This is a genomic window from Gellertiella sp. DMC107 (genome assembly GCF_056313605.1).
The window spans coordinates 252,456-267,486 of sequence record NZ_JBQUZZ010000004.1 but is presented as its reverse complement, the minus strand read 5'-3'; the positions used below and the strand labels follow the sequence as shown (position 1 = coordinate 267,486).

Annotated in this window: 12 protein-coding genes and 1 riboswitch; of the genes, 7 read left to right on the top strand and 5 right to left on the bottom strand. The window is 60.1% G+C overall.

Annotated features, from left to right (window positions below; translation table 11 throughout):
- Positions 1-229: 229 nt before the first annotated feature.
- From ACT54B_RS15110 to ACT54B_RS15095, 4 genes are all read left to right on the top strand, one after another.
- On the top strand, positions 230-1,411 hold the full coding sequence (locus ACT54B_RS15110; RefSeq protein WP_476045947.1) for an acetyl-CoA C-acetyltransferase: 1,182 nt from the start codon (positions 230-232) through the stop codon (positions 1,409-1,411).
- A gap of 90 nt (positions 1,412-1,501) precedes the next feature.
- Positions 1,502-2,227, top strand: coding sequence for an acetoacetyl-CoA reductase (phbB, locus tag ACT54B_RS15105; protein ID WP_476045946.1), 726 nt, complete (start codon positions 1,502-1,504; stop codon positions 2,225-2,227).
- Positions 2,228-3,131: 904 nt separating this feature from the next.
- Positions 3,132-6,182 (top strand): helicase-related protein, encoded by a 3,051-nt coding sequence (locus ACT54B_RS15100; protein ID WP_476046232.1) that lies wholly within the window; start codon positions 3,132-3,134, stop codon positions 6,180-6,182.
- 3 nt (positions 6,183-6,185) lie between these two features.
- Positions 6,186-6,506, top strand: a complete 321-nt coding sequence (locus ACT54B_RS15095; protein ID WP_476045944.1) for a S4 domain-containing protein — start codon at positions 6,186-6,188, stop codon at positions 6,504-6,506.
- A 12-nt stretch (positions 6,507-6,518) separates the two neighbouring features.
- Here the strand turns inward: ACT54B_RS15095 and mog are convergent, their stop codons facing one another.
- Positions 6,519-7,040, bottom strand: a complete 522-nt coding sequence (mog, locus tag ACT54B_RS15090) for a molybdopterin adenylyltransferase (protein WP_476045943.1) — start codon at positions 7,038-7,040, stop codon at positions 6,519-6,521.
- 320 nt (positions 7,041-7,360) lie between these two features.
- Here mog and fdxA point away from each other — a divergent pair, with 320 nt between their 5' ends.
- The 3 genes from fdxA to ACT54B_RS15075 all read left to right on the top strand — a co-directional run bounded on the left by fdxA (position 7,361) and on the right by ACT54B_RS15075 (position 9,678).
- Complete coding sequence (fdxA, locus tag ACT54B_RS15085; protein WP_476045941.1) at positions 7,361-7,702, top strand: ferredoxin FdxA; 342 nt, start codon at positions 7,361-7,363, stop codon at positions 7,700-7,702.
- A 392-nt stretch (positions 7,703-8,094) separates the two neighbouring features.
- Positions 8,095-8,664, top strand: coding sequence for a CarD family transcriptional regulator (locus ACT54B_RS15080; RefSeq protein ID WP_476046231.1), 570 nt, complete (start codon positions 8,095-8,097; stop codon positions 8,662-8,664).
- A gap of 150 nt (positions 8,665-8,814) precedes the next feature.
- Positions 8,815-9,678, top strand: a complete 864-nt coding sequence (locus tag ACT54B_RS15075) for an RNA polymerase factor sigma-32 (protein ID WP_476045940.1) — start codon at positions 8,815-8,817, stop codon at positions 9,676-9,678.
- 10 nt (positions 9,679-9,688) lie between these two features.
- On the opposite strand, the gene ACT54B_RS15070 is transcribed toward ACT54B_RS15075, so the two are convergent.
- From ACT54B_RS15070 to thiB, 4 genes are all read right to left on the bottom strand, one after another.
- Complete coding sequence (locus ACT54B_RS15070) at positions 9,689-11,197, bottom strand: M48 family metalloprotease (RefSeq protein WP_476045938.1); 1,509 nt, start codon at positions 11,195-11,197, stop codon at positions 9,689-9,691.
- Positions 11,198-11,389: 192 nt separating this feature from the next.
- A complete protein-coding gene (locus ACT54B_RS15065) occupies positions 11,390-12,118 on the bottom strand; it encodes a thiamine ABC transporter ATP-binding protein (RefSeq protein ID WP_476045937.1) in 729 nt (242 codons plus the stop codon).
- Positions 12,108-13,730 carry a thiamine/thiamine pyrophosphate ABC transporter permease gene (gene thiP / locus ACT54B_RS15060; RefSeq protein ID WP_476045935.1) on the bottom strand — a complete coding sequence of 541 codons (1,623 nt, stop codon included), beginning with the start codon at positions 13,728-13,730 and terminating at the stop codon, positions 12,108-12,110. Before thiP ends, ACT54B_RS15065 begins: the two co-directional genes overlap by 11 nt.
- The gene (thiB, locus tag ACT54B_RS15055; RefSeq protein WP_476046230.1) at positions 13,731-14,732 is read right to left on the bottom strand and encodes a thiamine ABC transporter substrate binding subunit; all 1,002 of its coding nucleotides are present in this window, start codon (positions 14,730-14,732) and stop codon (positions 13,731-13,733) included. It lies immediately after the preceding gene.
- 72 nt (positions 14,733-14,804) lie between these two features.
- Positions 14,805-14,918, bottom strand: a riboswitch (TPP riboswitch).
- Between the last annotated feature and the right edge of the window lie 113 nt (positions 14,919-15,031).

The window sequence follows — 15,031 nt, the reverse complement described above, 5'->3', positions numbered from 1 at the left end:
CCCTGCCCCCTTACGCCGGACCTGTCCAGACGGGTTTCCTTTAAGACTTTATGCTCAAGAAATGGGCATGACAATAACTTTGTGCGATGCGGGAAATGCTTTTAAAAAATAGCAAAACCGCGACCAAAGCCTCGTATGCAAGTGGCCTCTCCCTTGCCGAAGACGTTTGACTCGCACCCCAAGCTTTGTCAGTTTCCTGTTAACGATGCATCATAAGCGAGGAGATCCCATGAGCAATCCATCCATCGTCATCGCCAGTGCCGCTCGCACGGCGGTCGGCTCGTTCAACGGCGCGCTCGGTTCGGTGCCGGCGCATGAGCTGGGCGCAGCCGTGGTCAAGGCCGTGCTCGAGCGTGCGGGCGTCGATGCAAAGGACGTCAACGAAGTCATTCTCGGGCAGGTCCTGCCGGCCGGTGAAGGACAGAACCCGGCCCGTCAAGCAGCGATGAAAGCCGGCGTGCCGCAGGAAGCCACAGCCTGGGGTGTCAACCAGCTTTGCGGTTCCGGTCTCCGGGCCGTGGCGCTGGGCATGCAGCAGATCGCTTCCGGAGACGCCTCGATCATCGTCGCAGGCGGACAGGAATCCATGTCCATGGCTCCGCATTGCGCGCATCTGCGCAATGGCACGAAAATGGGCGACATGAAGATGATCGATACGATGATCAAGGATGGCCTGACCGATGCCTTCCATGGCTATCACATGGGTATCACCGCGGAGAACGTCGCCCGTCAGTTCCAGCTGACCCGCGACGAGCAGGATCAATTTGCCCTGGCTTCCCAGAACAAGGCGGAGGCTGCCCAGAAGGCTGGCCGTTTCGCCGATGAAATCGTGCCCTTCGCCGTCAAGGGCCGCAAGGGCGACGTCATCGTCGATCAGGACGAATATATCCGCCACGGTGCCACACTGGAGAGCATGGCAAAGTTGCGCCCGGCCTTCGACAAGGAAGGCACCGTTACGGCTGGTAACGCCTCGGGCCTGAATGATGGGGCAGCGGCTGCGCTTCTGATGACCGAAGCAGAGGCTGCCCGTCGAGGAATCCAGCCGCTGGCCCGCATCGTTTCCTGGGCGACCGCTGGTGTCGACCCCAGCGTCATGGGAACGGGCCCCATCCCGGCCTCGCGCAAGGCGCTGGAAAGGGCTGGCTGGTCCATCAACGACCTCGATCTGGTCGAAGCCAACGAAGCCTTTGCGGCGCAGGCTTGTGCCGTCAACAAGGGCCTTGGCTGGAACCCCGATATCGTCAACGTGAACGGCGGTGCAATCGCCATTGGCCATCCGATCGGTGCGTCCGGTGCGCGCGTGATGAACACGCTGCTGTTCGAAATGAAGCGCCGCGGTGCGCGCAAAGGCCTTGCCACGCTCTGCATCGGCGGCGGCATGGGCGTTGCCATGTGCTTCGAAGCGCTCTGAGGCGCATTCGTTGTTTCATGGCGGACCGGGTTCCTGGGAGTGCCCGGTCCGCCTCACGATCCATAAACAATCAAGAAGTGGGGGAGTGGCATGACAAGAGTGGCATTGGTAACGGGGGGAACCCGAGGAATTGGAGCTGCCATTTCCGTGGCCCTGAAGAATGCGGGATACCGCGTCGCCGCGAATTACGCCGGCAATGACGAAAAGGCCAAGGCTTTCGAGACAGAGACCGGTATCAAGGTCTTCAAGTGGGACGTGTCCCAGTATCAGGCCTGCGCCGAGGGAATTGCCCGGGTGGAGGCCGAGCTGGGCCCGATCGATATTCTCGTCAACAATGCGGGCATAACCCGCGATGCCATGTTCCATAAAATGACGCCGGAACAGTGGGGTGAGGTAATTGGTACCAATCTCACCGGCCTCTTCAACATGACTCATCCGATCTGGAACGGCATGCGGGAGCGCAGTTTCGGACGGGTGATCAATATTTCGTCCATCAACGGTCAGAAGGGCCAGATGGGCCAGGCCAACTATTCTGCGGCCAAGGCGGGCGATCTCGGTTTCACCAAGGCGCTAGCCCAGGAAGGAGCGGCCAAGGGCATTACGGTGAATGCCATCTGCCCCGGATATATCGGAACGGAGATGGTTCGCGCCATTCCGGAAAAAGTCCTCAACGAGCGTATCATTCCGCAGATACCCGTTGGCCGGCTGGGGGAGCCCGAGGAAATCGCCCGTTGCGTGGTGTTTCTGGCTTCCGACGATGCGGGCTTTATCACCGGCTCCACGATTTCGGCGAATGGCGGTCAGTTCTTCGTCTGAACACCAGAACCTGGATGCGATTGGAAGGCGGCCTTCGGGCCGCCTTTTGTCTGTCCAAAAAGGTTAATTTCACCTCCGGAGAGGCCCCGAGACGAGGCGTTATCCACCGTTTCATATGGTTAACAAATTGTTTTTACACAACATATTGCGGTGAACAAATCGGGAAACCGGCGGTGTCGTTGATTCGTCAGCGATTCGTTCCAGCGCTGTTCCAAAGGTTAATCCCGGTTTGGAACAGGCCTTCTCCGCAGTTGCCTTTTCTCCCCAAATCCGCGCGCCAAAATCTTCTGATGGTTCTCGTTTCGGCACTCTCCCCGTCCGTTAACCCTTTTGGCGCCGGAAAGGCGAATGCCATGCGACGCCGAGCGCCGAAATGGTTAGCAATAACCCGTTGCTATACTACATATTGTGGAGAACAAATAGGGAAATGAGCGAGGTAAGCGATTCGTCTGTGATTCGTTCCGTTTTTGGACAATGTGTTAACGATGCTGGCGCGAACTCCGGTTTGCACCTGAAGTCTCATAGTTAACAGTATGTTAATCATCCGTTCCCGCTCCTGCGGAAAAGGTTAACGCTCGCAGAGCCAGAACGGACCTCGACCTGGGCGTTCGAAGCCCCGTTTTGTTCGTATCGCTTCGGTCAACACAACATGTAGTAGGGAACAAACAGAGAAAGCGAAGCGGTCAGCGATTCGTCGGCGATTCGTTCAGGGGCTGTTCCATTGGTTAATCGCGGGTCGCAAACGGGCATTTGCGACGAAGCTGAGCGGTTATCGGAACTTCTTTACCCGTAACCGGCCATAAGCCCTTGTGTTTGCGTCCCGAGAGCGCCATGTGTGCTTCACCCACGCCGGTCATGCCGGCTTTCGCCTGCCTGATGGAATGACATTTTGATCAAGCAACCGATGATCCTGAGCGGTCGCGGCGTTACCGCGGTCCTCGGCCCCACCAATACGGGCAAGACCCATTATGCCATCGAGCGCATGGTTGCGCACGGCACCGGCGTAATCGGTTTGCCTCTGCGCCTGTTGGCTCGCGAGGTCTACACGCGTGTGGTGGAGCGTGTGGGTGCCCAGAATGTGGCGCTGGTTACCGGGGAAGAGAAGATCGTTCCGCCGCAGGCCCGGTTTCAGGTCTGCACAGTCGAGGCCATGCCGCGGGAAACCCGCGCTGCCTTCGTCGCGATCGACGAGGTGCAGTTGGCCGGCGATCTGGAGCGGGGGCATATTTTCACCGATCGCATCCTGCATCTGCGAGGCCGGGATGAAACCCTGCTTCTGGGTGCGGGCACCATGCGGGGCATTCTCGAGCAATTGCTTCCGGGAATCACCGTGGTGGAGCGTCCGCGCCTCTCCCAGCTTGCCTATGCGGGCTCCAAGAAGATTACCCGGCTGCCCAAGCGCAGCGCCATCGTGGCTTTCTCCGCGGAGGAAGTCTATGCCATCGCAGAGTTGATCCGTCGTCAGCGCGGCGGGGCAGCGGTCGTACTGGGGGCGCTCAGCCCCCGAACCCGCAACGCTCAGGTCGGCCTCTACCAGGATGGCGATGTCGAGTATCTGGTCGCCACCGATGCAATCGGCATGGGCCTCAATCTCGATGTGGACCACGTTGCTTTTGCGCAGGACAGAAAGTTCGACGGATACCAGTTCCGCGACCTCAATCCGGGCGAGATCGGACAGATTGCGGGCCGTGCCGGCCGGCATGTGCGCGACGGCACTTTCGGAGTGACGGGCCGAGTCGATCCCTTCGACCCGGAACTGGTCGAGCGAATCGAAACCCACCATTTCGATCCCGTTCGCGTTCTGCAATGGCGCAGCAAGGAACTGGACTTCGCATCGATAAAGGCCCTGCGGGCCAGTCTGGAAGTGGCGCCGCCGGTCCAGGGTCTGACCCGTGCTTTGCCTGCGGTGGACCAGCAGGCGCTGGAACTGCTTGCGCGATACCCGGAGATTCAGGATATTGCGACCACTCCCGAAAGGGTAGAAAAACTGTGGGAAGCATGCGCGCTGCCCGATTATCGGCGCATTACTCCTGCCCAGCATGCGGAACTCATTGCCACTCTTTATTCGGATCTTGTCCGACATGGTGCGGTCAATGAAGATTACATGGCCGAGCAGGTGCTCCGCGCCGACAGGACGGAAGGCGAGATCGACACCTTGTCGGCCCGCATTGCGCAGATACGGACTTGGACCTATGTGTCCAATCGTCCTGGATGGCTTGCCGATCCGACACACTGGCAAGAAAAGACGCGGGAAATCGAAGATCGGTTGTCCGACGCGTTACATGAGAGGTTGACGAAACGCTTTGTTGATCGCAGGACATCTGTGCTCATGAAGCGCCTGAGAGAGAATGCGATGCTGGAAGCTGAAATCAGTGTGAATGGGGATGTCTTCGTGGAAGGACATCATGTCGGACAGTTGGCCGGGTTCCGGTTTTCTCCGGTCACGGCGTCCGATGGACCCGAAGCGAAAGCCGTCCAGGCGGCCGCCCAAAGGGCGCTTGCGCTCGAATTCGAAGCGCGGGCCGCACGGCTGCACGCCTCGGGCAATGGCGACCTGGCGCTGGGTGCCGATGGCTATGTTCGTTGGCTCGGCGAGCCGGTGGCCCGTCTTTCGGCCAGCGACCATGCGATGCGCCCCCGCGTGATCGTGCTGGCGGACGAACAGCTGACCGGCCCTGCCCGCGAACATGTGGCGGCCCGAATCGAGCGCTTCGTGAATCATCACATTTCCACGGTGCTGAAGCCGCTGGACGATATTTCCCGTGCAGAAGACCTGCAGGGGCTGGCAAAGGGGCTTGCCTTCCAGCTCGTGGAAAATCTCGGTGTTCTGTTCCGTCGCGACGTGACCGAAGATGTGAAATCGCTCGATCAGGATGCCCGTGCGTCCATGCGTCGTTACGGCGTCCGCTTCGGCGCCTATCACATCTTCATGCCGGCTCTTTTGAAGCCTGCCCCGGCGGAGCTGATCACGCTTCTGTGGGCACTGGCCAATGATGGCCTGGACAAGCCCGGCTATGGCGAGCTTATCCCGGCGCTCGCGGCCGGCCGCACTTCGGTTGTCACCGACCCGGGATTCGAACGGACGTTCTACAAGCTTGCCGGCTTCCGCTTCCTCGGAAAGCGGGCCGTCCGGATCGATATTCTGGAAAGACTGGCCGATATCATCCGTCCGCTTCTGCAGTGGAAGCCCGGCACCACGCCGCGTCCCGATGGCGCCTATGACGGCCGTCGGTTTACCAGCACGCCTGCCATGCTTTCCATTCTTGGCGCCACCCCGGATGACATGGAAGAAATCCTGAAGGGCCTCGGCTATCGTGCCGATTCCGTCAGTGCCGAAGAGGCTCATGCCCACCTCGCGACTCTGGCGCCTGCCGATACAGGCGCCGGCGCTGCTGCCGAGGAGGCTGCCAGTGCGGATCTGTCTTCGGAAGAGGCGCCTGCTGCCTCCGAATCCGAAGGGGAAGCCGCCGTTGCTTCCGAACAGCCGGCGGCAGCTGCCGAAAGCGAAGCCGTGGCTGGCGAACCCGACGTTGCTACCGCGGAGGCGGCACCGGCGGAGGTAAAGCCGGTGCTGTTGTGGCGTCCGGCCGGTCGTCAGGACAATCAGCGCGCGCCCAATACCGGCAACCGTCGTCCTCAGGGGCAGGGCCGCCGCTCGGGCGAAGGTGAGGCGCGGGCCGAACGCGGTCCCCGCCGCGACGAGAATCGTCGGAGCGGTGAAGGCAATCGCCAGGGCCGGGATCGGCCGCAAGGTCGCGACGAGCGGCCGCGCAACGAGCAGGGCCAGCATCAGGGCAAGCGCCCGGATGGGGATCGCAAGCCGCGTCCGGACCGGAATGATCGTGGCGCCCAGCCGCAGCGTTTCGAAGCCAGACCGCAGCGGAAGGAAAAGCCTGTCGATCCGGATTCACCCTTCGCCAAGCTCGCAGCGCTGAAGGAACAGATGAAGAAATAAGCTATGGACAAGGGCCGGGAACAGCCAGAGTCACCGGGGCGCCAGCGCCTTGACAAATGGCTGTTCTTTGCCCGCCTGGCAAAATCCCGCGCCATCGCGCAGAAATGGATCGTCGAGGAGATGGTCCTGGTGAATGGCGCTGTGGCGACACAGCCCAGCCTTCTCGTGAAAGCGGGTGATCGGATCGATCTCCTCAGCTGGAAAGGGATGACACGGCGGGAGCATGGAGTTTTCATGCGCCTGCCGGGCGATCGTCGCGGGCCTTACGAGGAAGCGCGGCTTCTTTATGAAGACCTCGGCTGGCGGGATGTCGAGGACATCTAGCTTTTCCTATCTTTAAGATTCCGGTCGAAAGCTGACGATGACCGCCGGATCGGTGTCGATCCGACCCGCTCCGATCAGGTCCAGGCAATAGGGAACTGCCGGGAAAACTGCATCGAGGCTCATGGCAATGGATCGAGGGCGCCCGGGCAGGTTGATGATCAGCGAACAGCCCCGCGTCCCAGCCGTTTGTCGGGAGAGAATGGCCGTGGGCACCTGTTCAAGGCTCTTGCGCCGGAGAAGTTCCCCGAAGCCCGGCAATTCTTTCTCCATCACCCGCTGCATGGCCTCGGGTGTCTGGTCGCGGGGCGAAGGACCCGTTCCGCCCGTCGTCAGCACCAGATCGGCTCTCTCCTCGTCACAGAGTTGAATGAGCGCCGCTGACACGGAATCGATGCCGTCCGGAACGATCCTGCGGATGATGTCGTAAGGAGAAACCACGGCGGCAGAAAGCCAGCCTTCAATTGCCGGGCCACTGATATCTTCGTAAAGCCCTTCGCTGGCGCGATCGGATACGGTGAGAATGGCTATTTTCATCTGCGGCTCCCTCCTTGAATCTGCTTTCTGGCTTTACCGCCAGCGGGGCTTTCCACGCAAGCACCGGGAGGGCGGCGACACGCTCCGGAACATGCGGGACAAAATGCCTCAGGCGACCCAAATCGCGGCTGTGATGGAATTTCATACTTGCTCTGTCTCAAATTTCGGAACGGAAAACCTTGCCACATCGGAGCAAAGCCGATACCTCACGCTACCGAACATGCCGTGTGGCCTTTCTCGGCCCGGCACCCTTGCATCGCCTGACCTGCCTGCCGGTTCTGCCTTCTCCCGCCGCCGGCCGGCGCTTTCTGGAGTTCAACATGACTTATGTCGTGACCGACAACTGCATTCGTTGCAAATATACGGACTGCGTCGAAGTATGCCCGGTTGACTGCTTCTATGAAGGCGAGAATTTCCTGGTCATCCACCCGGATGAATGCATCGATTGCGGTGTTTGCGAGCCCGAATGCCCCGCGGAAGCGATCAAGCCGGATACGGAATCGGGCCTCGACAAATGGCTCAAGATCAATGCGGACTATGCCCTTGTCTGGCCGAACATCACGCGCAAGCGCGATGCATTGCCTGAAGCAAAGGAAATGGATGGCGTTGAAGGCAAGTTCGAGAAATTCTTCTCGCCGAACCCGGGAACGGGTGATTCCTGATAATTTTGAAAGCCCAGATTGTGGGCTTTCGCCATATGGCTGCAGGTTGGTGTTCGAATCGCCGCGCCCTGTTCGTTTTTGATTTGCCTCGTGTCTGGCAAGGCACAGGCAAACCAAATTATTGATTTCCGCATATTTTTGTGTTAGGGTCCGGATACTGATCCACTTCGGGGCATTTGCTGCCCGCAACCATCACGAAAGTAAACGAAAGAAACCGAAATACGGGACCCAAGGCATGCCTGCGCTTGCCTGTACGGTTTTTTGTTTCGGTGCTGCCTTTTGTGCGGTTGCTGGAGCAGGAACTGGAGTCACCCGGCGGAAAGCCGCCTAATCCGGGCCTGACTGACCCGGCCCCGGCCATCCGGGAGCGTAACAGGGAGTTTTTGAATCGAATGACGACCCAGCAGAAAAAATCTTCGACGCGCCAGGGCTTCAAGACCGGTGAATCGATCGTCTATCCGGCCCATGGTGTCGGCACGATCACCGCTATCGAAGAGCAGGAAGTGGCGGGTATGAAGCTCGAGCTTTTTGTTATCGATTTTGAAAAGGACAAGATGCGGCTGAAGGTGCCAGTTGCCAAAGCCGTGAGCATTGGCATGCGCAAGCTTTCGGAAACCGATTTCGTGGAGCGCGCCCTGAAGGTCGTTCAAGGCAAGGCCCGCGTAAAGCGCACCATGTGGTCGCGCCGTGCGCAGGAATATGATGCCAAGATCAACTCCGGCGACCTGATTTCCATTGCTGAAGTGGTGCGCGATCTCTACCGCGCCGAGAACCAGCCGGAGCAGTCCTATTCGGAACGGCAGCTCTATGAGGCGGCCCTGGACCGCATGGCCCGCGAGATTGCCGCTGTGAACAAGATGTCCGAGACGGAAGCTGTTCGCCTCGTTGAAACTCACCTTGCCAAGGGTCCCAAGCGCGGCAAGGCAGTCGAAGAAGACGAAAGCCAGGAAGAGGCGGCCTAAGGCGCGTTTTCCTTCCCTCAAAAAACCCGGCCTCGGCCGGGTTTTTTTGTGAAACTTTTTATCACGCCGTTCGTTACAGCCCTGACCGATTGGAATTGTCCGGCGGCAAGCCCATCTGCCGGAACTCTCAGAGACGCCAGGAGACGGATGATGACCACGAATGCGGCAGATCGGACCATGATCAGGCATGCCATGGCAGCGCCCTACCTCAGCCGTGAGGAGGAAGCGCGTCTGGGAAGCCGCTGGCGCGGGTCGGACGACCAGAATGCGCTGAACCAGATTGTCGTGGCCCATATGCGTCTGGTTATCTCCATGGCCGGCAAGTTCCGTAATTTCGGATTGCCCGCAGCGGACCTCACGCAGGAAGGTTATGCAGGCCTGCTGGAGGCTGCGGCGCGGTTCGATCCGGAACGCGGGTTTCGCTTTTCCACCTATGCGTCCTGGTGGATCAAAGCCTCGATGCAGGACTATATCCTGCGCAACTGGTCTATTGTCCGGGGCGGTACAAGTTCCGGCCAGAAAGCGCTGTTCTTCAATCTGCGCCGGCTTCGAGCCAAGCTTGCTCGCGGCGACATTCAGCTCACCGCAGAAGCGGCGCATCAGGAAATTGCCCATGCCCTCGGCGTCGGTATAGCCGATGTGCAGCGAATGGACGCCCGTCTTTCGGGCGGGGACGTTCCTTTCGAGACCCCTTTGGGCTCCGGAGACGGTCAAAGTCTCTCCGATGTGCTTACAAGCGAGGAGCCGCTTCCGGACGAGCAGGCGGAAGCGCTGATCGACGGCGAGCGTCGTGTCGCCTGGCTGCGGTCTGCGCTGAAGCATCTCAACCGGCGTGAACTGGAGATCATACAGGCAAGACGTCTCAGCGACGACAGCGAGACGCTTGAGGCCCTGGGAGCGAAGCTCGGCATCTCGAAGGAACGGGTTCGCCAGATCGAGAGCCGTGCGCTTGAAAAGCTTCGCCTTGTCCTGACCCAGACCCAAGGCGGCAAGGAGAGGCGCGCTTATCTCTAGGCGTTTCGCCTCACTCGGTAATCAGCTTGACTTTCGAACCCGGCATCACAACCGATGTCGGGTTCAACGCATTGATCAGCTGGAAAAGTTCCAGCTTTCGATTTGTGCCCATCATCCGGTTTGCGAGTACGCCGATGGTTTCTCCGGGCTGAACAGTCACAACCCGTATCCGCAGCGGTTTCAACCCGGCCGATTCCTGGGGTGACATCTTCCTGAAGCTGTTGCGAAGCACGTTGGCGATGGAATCGAGCGAGGGGCTTCCCTTGGGAACGGCCGTCAGGAAGCGGAAGATCTGCGATCCGGTCCGGATGACGGTTACATCGAAATCCCACCGATCCGCGGCGGCGCGCGCCGTGGCAGCGGCCAGACCATTCAGGTTCAGCGGGCGGATGGTTTCCGGCTTCAATCCGGTTACCCAGCCACTGGCGATGTAATTCGTCAGGCTGCCATTGCTTGTGTCCGAGACACCGTCGAAACGGATCGCCGCCTCGCCGGGGCCGGTGGCAAGAACGGCTTCCACCTTGTTGTCGATCTGAAAGCCGTCCGGCACTTCGAAGCGAATGCCCAAGCCACCGTGCAGGAAGGTCTGGCCGCGGACATAGCCTTCCTGTGGACTGTCGCCGTAAAGAAGGCCTTCGATGCCGCTCAGATAATAATCCCGGCCCTTGTCGCCGACGGAGCCTTCCATCCCGAAGTTGCGGGCATGCGAGCGCGCAAGGTCAATCCGCTGCGGGGTGTTCGGATGGCTCGAGAGGAAGTCCAGGCTTTGGTCGTTTTCCGCGGTGGTCGACATGAAGCGCGCATAACGCGCCATGGAATCCAGGAACCGTGCCGCTGCGTAGGGATCGTAACCCGCCTCCCCAAGCATCCTGACACCGATGACGTCGGCTTGAAGCTCCTGATTGCGGGAGAAGGCCGCGAGCCGCATCTTGCCCCTTGCCAAAGCCTGCTTGCCGGCGATGTCGCTGGACAGAACTTCCGCGACGACCTGGCTCGCAATGACTTCCGCTTCCTCGCGTTTTTGCCGCTCTACGCCATGATTGGCGGTCACATGGGCCATTTCGTGCGACAGAACTGCGGCTACTTCCGAGGCGTCATTCGCCAGCGCGAGCAGGCCCCGTGTGACGTACAGATACCCGCCCGGCAGCGCAAAGGCATTGATGGCCGGAGAATCCAGAATGGTAATCTTGTAGGACTGGGTCGGATTTTCAGAGACCGCCGTCAAGGCGCCGACAATGCGAGCGACCAGTCGCTCCGTCTTGGCATCCCTGTATTCGCCCCCATAACTGGCCACGATCCGGGGGTGCTCCTTGGCGCCGACCTGGGCGTTGGGATCGTTCTTCTGCACCTCGTCCACGATTTGCGGGGTCGAGGAGGGGGAAACGGTGGGCTCGTAGGTCTGGCTGAGAATGGATTGGCAGCCTGTCAGCCAGGTCGTTGCCACCAGGATGGCCGCCGCAGAGGCCAGCCGACTCCGCCGCACGCCGGGGCGGCGTTCGCGTGCGGGTCCTGGGGCCATGCCGGCTAGCATCATCATCATCAGCTTCAATATGATCCTCGCGGGCGACGCCATCGCACTGGTGTCTGCAGCCTGCAAGACGTGAAATTCTGCTCTAACCGATTTTCGCCCTGTTTGCCTAGCTCTACCGAGCGTATTCCTGTTATGCAGCGTCGCCATAGTCGACCGGCTCTTCGTTCGAAATATGGCTGACTATGCGGGCTGCGCTCGATTTCCCAAAAAGGCCCGAAGCGGCTCCGGCGCCTGCGGTCCTCGAATGTCTGACCGGGGACCTGCAAAAATCACCTCTCCCTTTTCGATGAACACGACATCGTCCGACAGCCTTTCCACTTCATCCGGCAGATGGGTCACCAGCAGAACCATAATACCTGTCTCCCATTGCAGTTCCTTCAGCAACTCGCCCATCGAACGGCGCAGTTCCGGATCGAGGGCAGCGAAAGGCTCGTCCAGCAGAAGAAAAGGGCGCTTTCTCACCAGCGCGCGGGCAAAGGCCGCCCTTTGCCGCTCGCCCCCGGACAGGCTCTCCGGAAGACGCTTTTCATAGCCTGCGAGGCCGGTCCGGCTAAGCGCTTCGGAAATTGCGTCTCTGTCCTGATCCGTCAGGGACAGAGAGGGGCTGATGCCGAGCCCGATATTGGTCGCGATATCCAGATGCGCGAACAGATTATTGTCCTGAAAAACGAGAGAGACAGGCCGCTCGGACGGATGGAGCGACGTCACATCGGCACCATCCAGCAGAATATGCCCAGCGGCCGGAGTTTCGAAGCCGGCAATCAGGTGCAGCAGGGTCGTCTTGCCCGAACCCGATGCACCGGCAATGGTCGTGATCGCCCCATTGAGGGTCAATTCGAAGGAGAGGCGCTGGGTTCCCCGATAAAATGCGACCTCTGCGAGACGGAGACTGTGCGCGCTAACGGCCATGGGATTGGTTCCGGTCTTCTGCGGGGGTACCGCCGAGGGTGAGGAGGAGGCAGAGAAGGGCGAGCAGGAGGGCAATACCTGCCGCGTCGGCCGTGCGATAACTGCCCATACGGCTGTAAACCAACCAGGGCAGGGTGATCAGACGATCCGAACTGAACAGGGCAACGGCTCCGAGATCGCCGATGGAGAGGGCGGTGCCAAAGGAGAGCGCCATCGCCAATGGCTTGCGCAGAGCCGGCCAGTCGATCAACCGAAGGCGGGAAAAACCCGTTATGCCGAGGCTGGCTGAAAGCCGTCCTGTTCGCTGGCGGTGGGAAGACAGCGCAGGGTCGACAATCCGCAGCACGAAAGGAAAGGCCATCAGACCGTTGATCATCACGATCAACAGCGGCGCCACCGTTTCAACGGAAGCGGCACCAAAGATAAGAAACCATCCGGTCCCGAGGACCGTTGGCGGGAAAAGCAAGATAAGCGATGCAGTGGCGGGTCCCAGCCGGGCTATGCTTCGGACAAGGGGCGGATCGTTTCCCCTTTCCCATGCGGCAAGCCGGGCCAGGCTTATGGCACAAGCGAGAACAACCGCCAGCATTCCGGCCGGGATCGCTATGGCGAGGCTGGTGCCGAGTGCGCGGATAAATACCGGCTCCGTGATCAGCCGGATAAGATCGGCCTTCAGGCCTGCCATGGTCATGGCAACGAGCGGTAGAAGCAGAAACAGGGATCCAAGCAGCAGCACAATGCCGTCACCCAGGCGTTTCGAAAGGGGCTTGCCATCCGGTCGGCCCGCATGGATGGTCAGCGTCTGGCCCTCCGGGGAGGCCTTGTGGACAAAAGACAAGAGCGCCAGAAGCGCAGCAGTCAGGACAATCTGGATGAGCGCCAGCGTTACGGCACGGGGCGGATCGAAATCGAATCGCAATGCCTGGTAGATCGCCACTTCCAGCGTCGTGGCTGCCGGCCCCCCACCCAGCAGCAGAACGAGGGTGAAACTCGTCGCGGCCAGCATCAGCACCAGACCTGCCACACCCGGAATCTGCCGGCGTATCTCAGGCCACTCGATCAAGCGGAACACGTCGCGTGAGCCCAGACCGAGATTGCTCGCCAACAGCCAGTATTCGCCCGGGAGTCGTTCCAGTCCCGCCAGGATCAAACGGGCGCACAGGGGAAAATTGAAGAATACATGGGCCAGCAGAATGCCTGAAAGCCCGTATATGCTGATTGGCTCTGACAGGCCGAGGACCTTCAGGGCACTGTTGGCCCAGCCGTTTCGCCCCCACACCTCCAGCAAGCCCAAGGCGCCCGTGATGACGGGAAGCCCAAGCGGCAAGGCCAGCAGGCGCACCAGCCAAAGGCGGCCTGGAAATCGGGGCTGGCGCGCAAGGGCGCGAGCAAAGGGAATGGCGAGGGCGACCGACAAAACGGCCGAAAGCACGGCCTGAAGCAGCGTGAAGCGCAGTACGCCCCAGAGATAGGGATCGAACAAGGGCCGGTCCGCCGTCTTCAGCCCGGATTGCAGCAGGGAAAGCGTGGCAAGGCCCGCAAACACTGCCATACCGGCGAGAGCGAAGCCCCCGCCGGCATAGGCCCGAATCCTTTCACGGGCCGTCAGCATTTATTTCATGCTCATCGCGGCGAGCCATTCCTCGACCCAGGCCTTCCGGTTTCTGGCTACCTCTTCCGAAGACATCAGGAAGGTTTTCGACGGTTTTACCAGTTTCCCGAAAGCATCGGGCAGGGGCGTCGCGGTGGCTGAAACGGGCATCATCCAGTTTGTGGTGGGGATGATATCCTGGAAGGCCGGGGAAATCATGAAAGAGAGAAACGAGCGGGCCAAATCCTTGTCATGGGCGTTGCTCGTCATGCCTGCAACCTCGATCTGGATGTAATGCCCTTCTGCAAATTCAGCCGCCTGATAGCGTTCGGTCTTTTCTTCCACCATATGGTAGGCCGGCGAGGTCACGTAGGAGAAAACCATTGGCGCTTCGCCCTTGGTGAAAAGCCCATACGCTTCCGACCAGCCCGGCGTCACGGTCAATACGCGGCCCTTCAATTTGGCCCAGGCGTCCGGTGCCTTGTCGCCGTAGACGGACTTGACCCACAAAAGCAGGCCCAACCCAGGCGTGGACGTGCGGGGATCCTCGATGGCAATTTTCTGCGAGGGATCGCCTTCCACCAGGTCTTTCAAGCTTTTCGGCGGGTTCTTGACGGCATCGGTGTCGTAGATCACGGCGAAATGGCCGTAGTCATAGGGAACGAAAACATCGTCCTTGAAATCGCCCGGTACACTCGCCGCAGACGTATCGACTCCGCTTGCTTCGAAAAGGCCGGTTTCCTTCGCTTCGGCAACCAGATTTGTGTCCAGCCCCAGCACGATATCGGCCTTGCTGGCAGCGCCCTCGAGCTTGAGACGGGACAAAAGCGCCACCCCGTCGGCAACCGAGACGTAATTGACCGTGCAGTTGCAGGTCTTTTCGAAAGCTTCCTTGACCTTGGGACCGGGACCCCATTCGGAGGTAAAGCTCTCATAGGTATAGATGGTCAATTCCTTGTCCGCAGCCTTAGCCGGGGCTGAGGTCAGCGCTACCGCCAAGCTTGCGGTCAAAAGGCTGGTCATAAAACCGTTCATGTATGCCGTCATCGGCCTCTCCTCTCATCACATGTCGTCGTGGGGGAATGAAGGTGCCGATGCATGGCAACGTCTAATCCCTCCGCCGGTGCTAGCCGGATCAGGTTCCGCGGGTTGGCCAAAGCCTCTCAGCCTTCCGATCCCTTGGATAGGAAGGCACCCCGTTAGAGCGTCATGAGATCTATTCCGCCGCAGCCACCATGGCAAGAGGGTCCGTGCAGTCCTGCTGATACCGTCTCTGCTTCGATCCGCCCGTCTTCCGCCGGCATGGGGCCTTTTCCTCGACC

Coding starts and splice junctions, on each gene's coding strand:
- ACT54B_RS15110 (WP_476045947.1), top strand. CDS start 230: ATGAGCAATCCATCCATCGTCATCGCCAGTGCCGCTCGCACGGCGGTC.
- phbB (WP_476045946.1), top strand. CDS start 1,502: ATGACAAGAGTGGCATTGGTAACGGGGGGAACCCGAGGAATTGGAGCT.
- ACT54B_RS15100 (WP_476046232.1), top strand. CDS start 3,132: ATGATCCTGAGCGGTCGCGGCGTTACCGCGGTCCTCGGCCCCACCAAT.
- ACT54B_RS15095 (WP_476045944.1), top strand. CDS start 6,186: ATGGACAAGGGCCGGGAACAGCCAGAGTCACCGGGGCGCCAGCGCCTT.
- mog (WP_476045943.1), bottom strand. CDS start 7,040: ATGAAAATAGCCATTCTCACCGTATCCGATCGCGCCAGCGAAGGGCTT.
- fdxA (WP_476045941.1), top strand. CDS start 7,361: ATGACTTATGTCGTGACCGACAACTGCATTCGTTGCAAATATACGGAC.
- ACT54B_RS15080 (WP_476046231.1), top strand. CDS start 8,095: ATGACGACCCAGCAGAAAAAATCTTCGACGCGCCAGGGCTTCAAGACC.
- ACT54B_RS15075 (WP_476045940.1), top strand. CDS start 8,815: ATGACCACGAATGCGGCAGATCGGACCATGATCAGGCATGCCATGGCA.
- ACT54B_RS15070 (WP_476045938.1), bottom strand. CDS start 11,197: ATGGCCCCAGGACCCGCACGCGAACGCCGCCCCGGCGTGCGGCGGAGT.
- ACT54B_RS15065 (WP_476045937.1), bottom strand. CDS start 12,118: ATGGCCGTTAGCGCGCACAGTCTCCGTCTCGCAGAGGTCGCATTTTAT.
- thiP (WP_476045935.1), bottom strand. CDS start 13,730: ATGCTGACGGCCCGTGAAAGGATTCGGGCCTATGCCGGCGGGGGCTTC.
- thiB (WP_476046230.1), bottom strand. CDS start 14,732: ATGACCAGCCTTTTGACCGCAAGCTTGGCGGTAGCGCTGACCTCAGCC.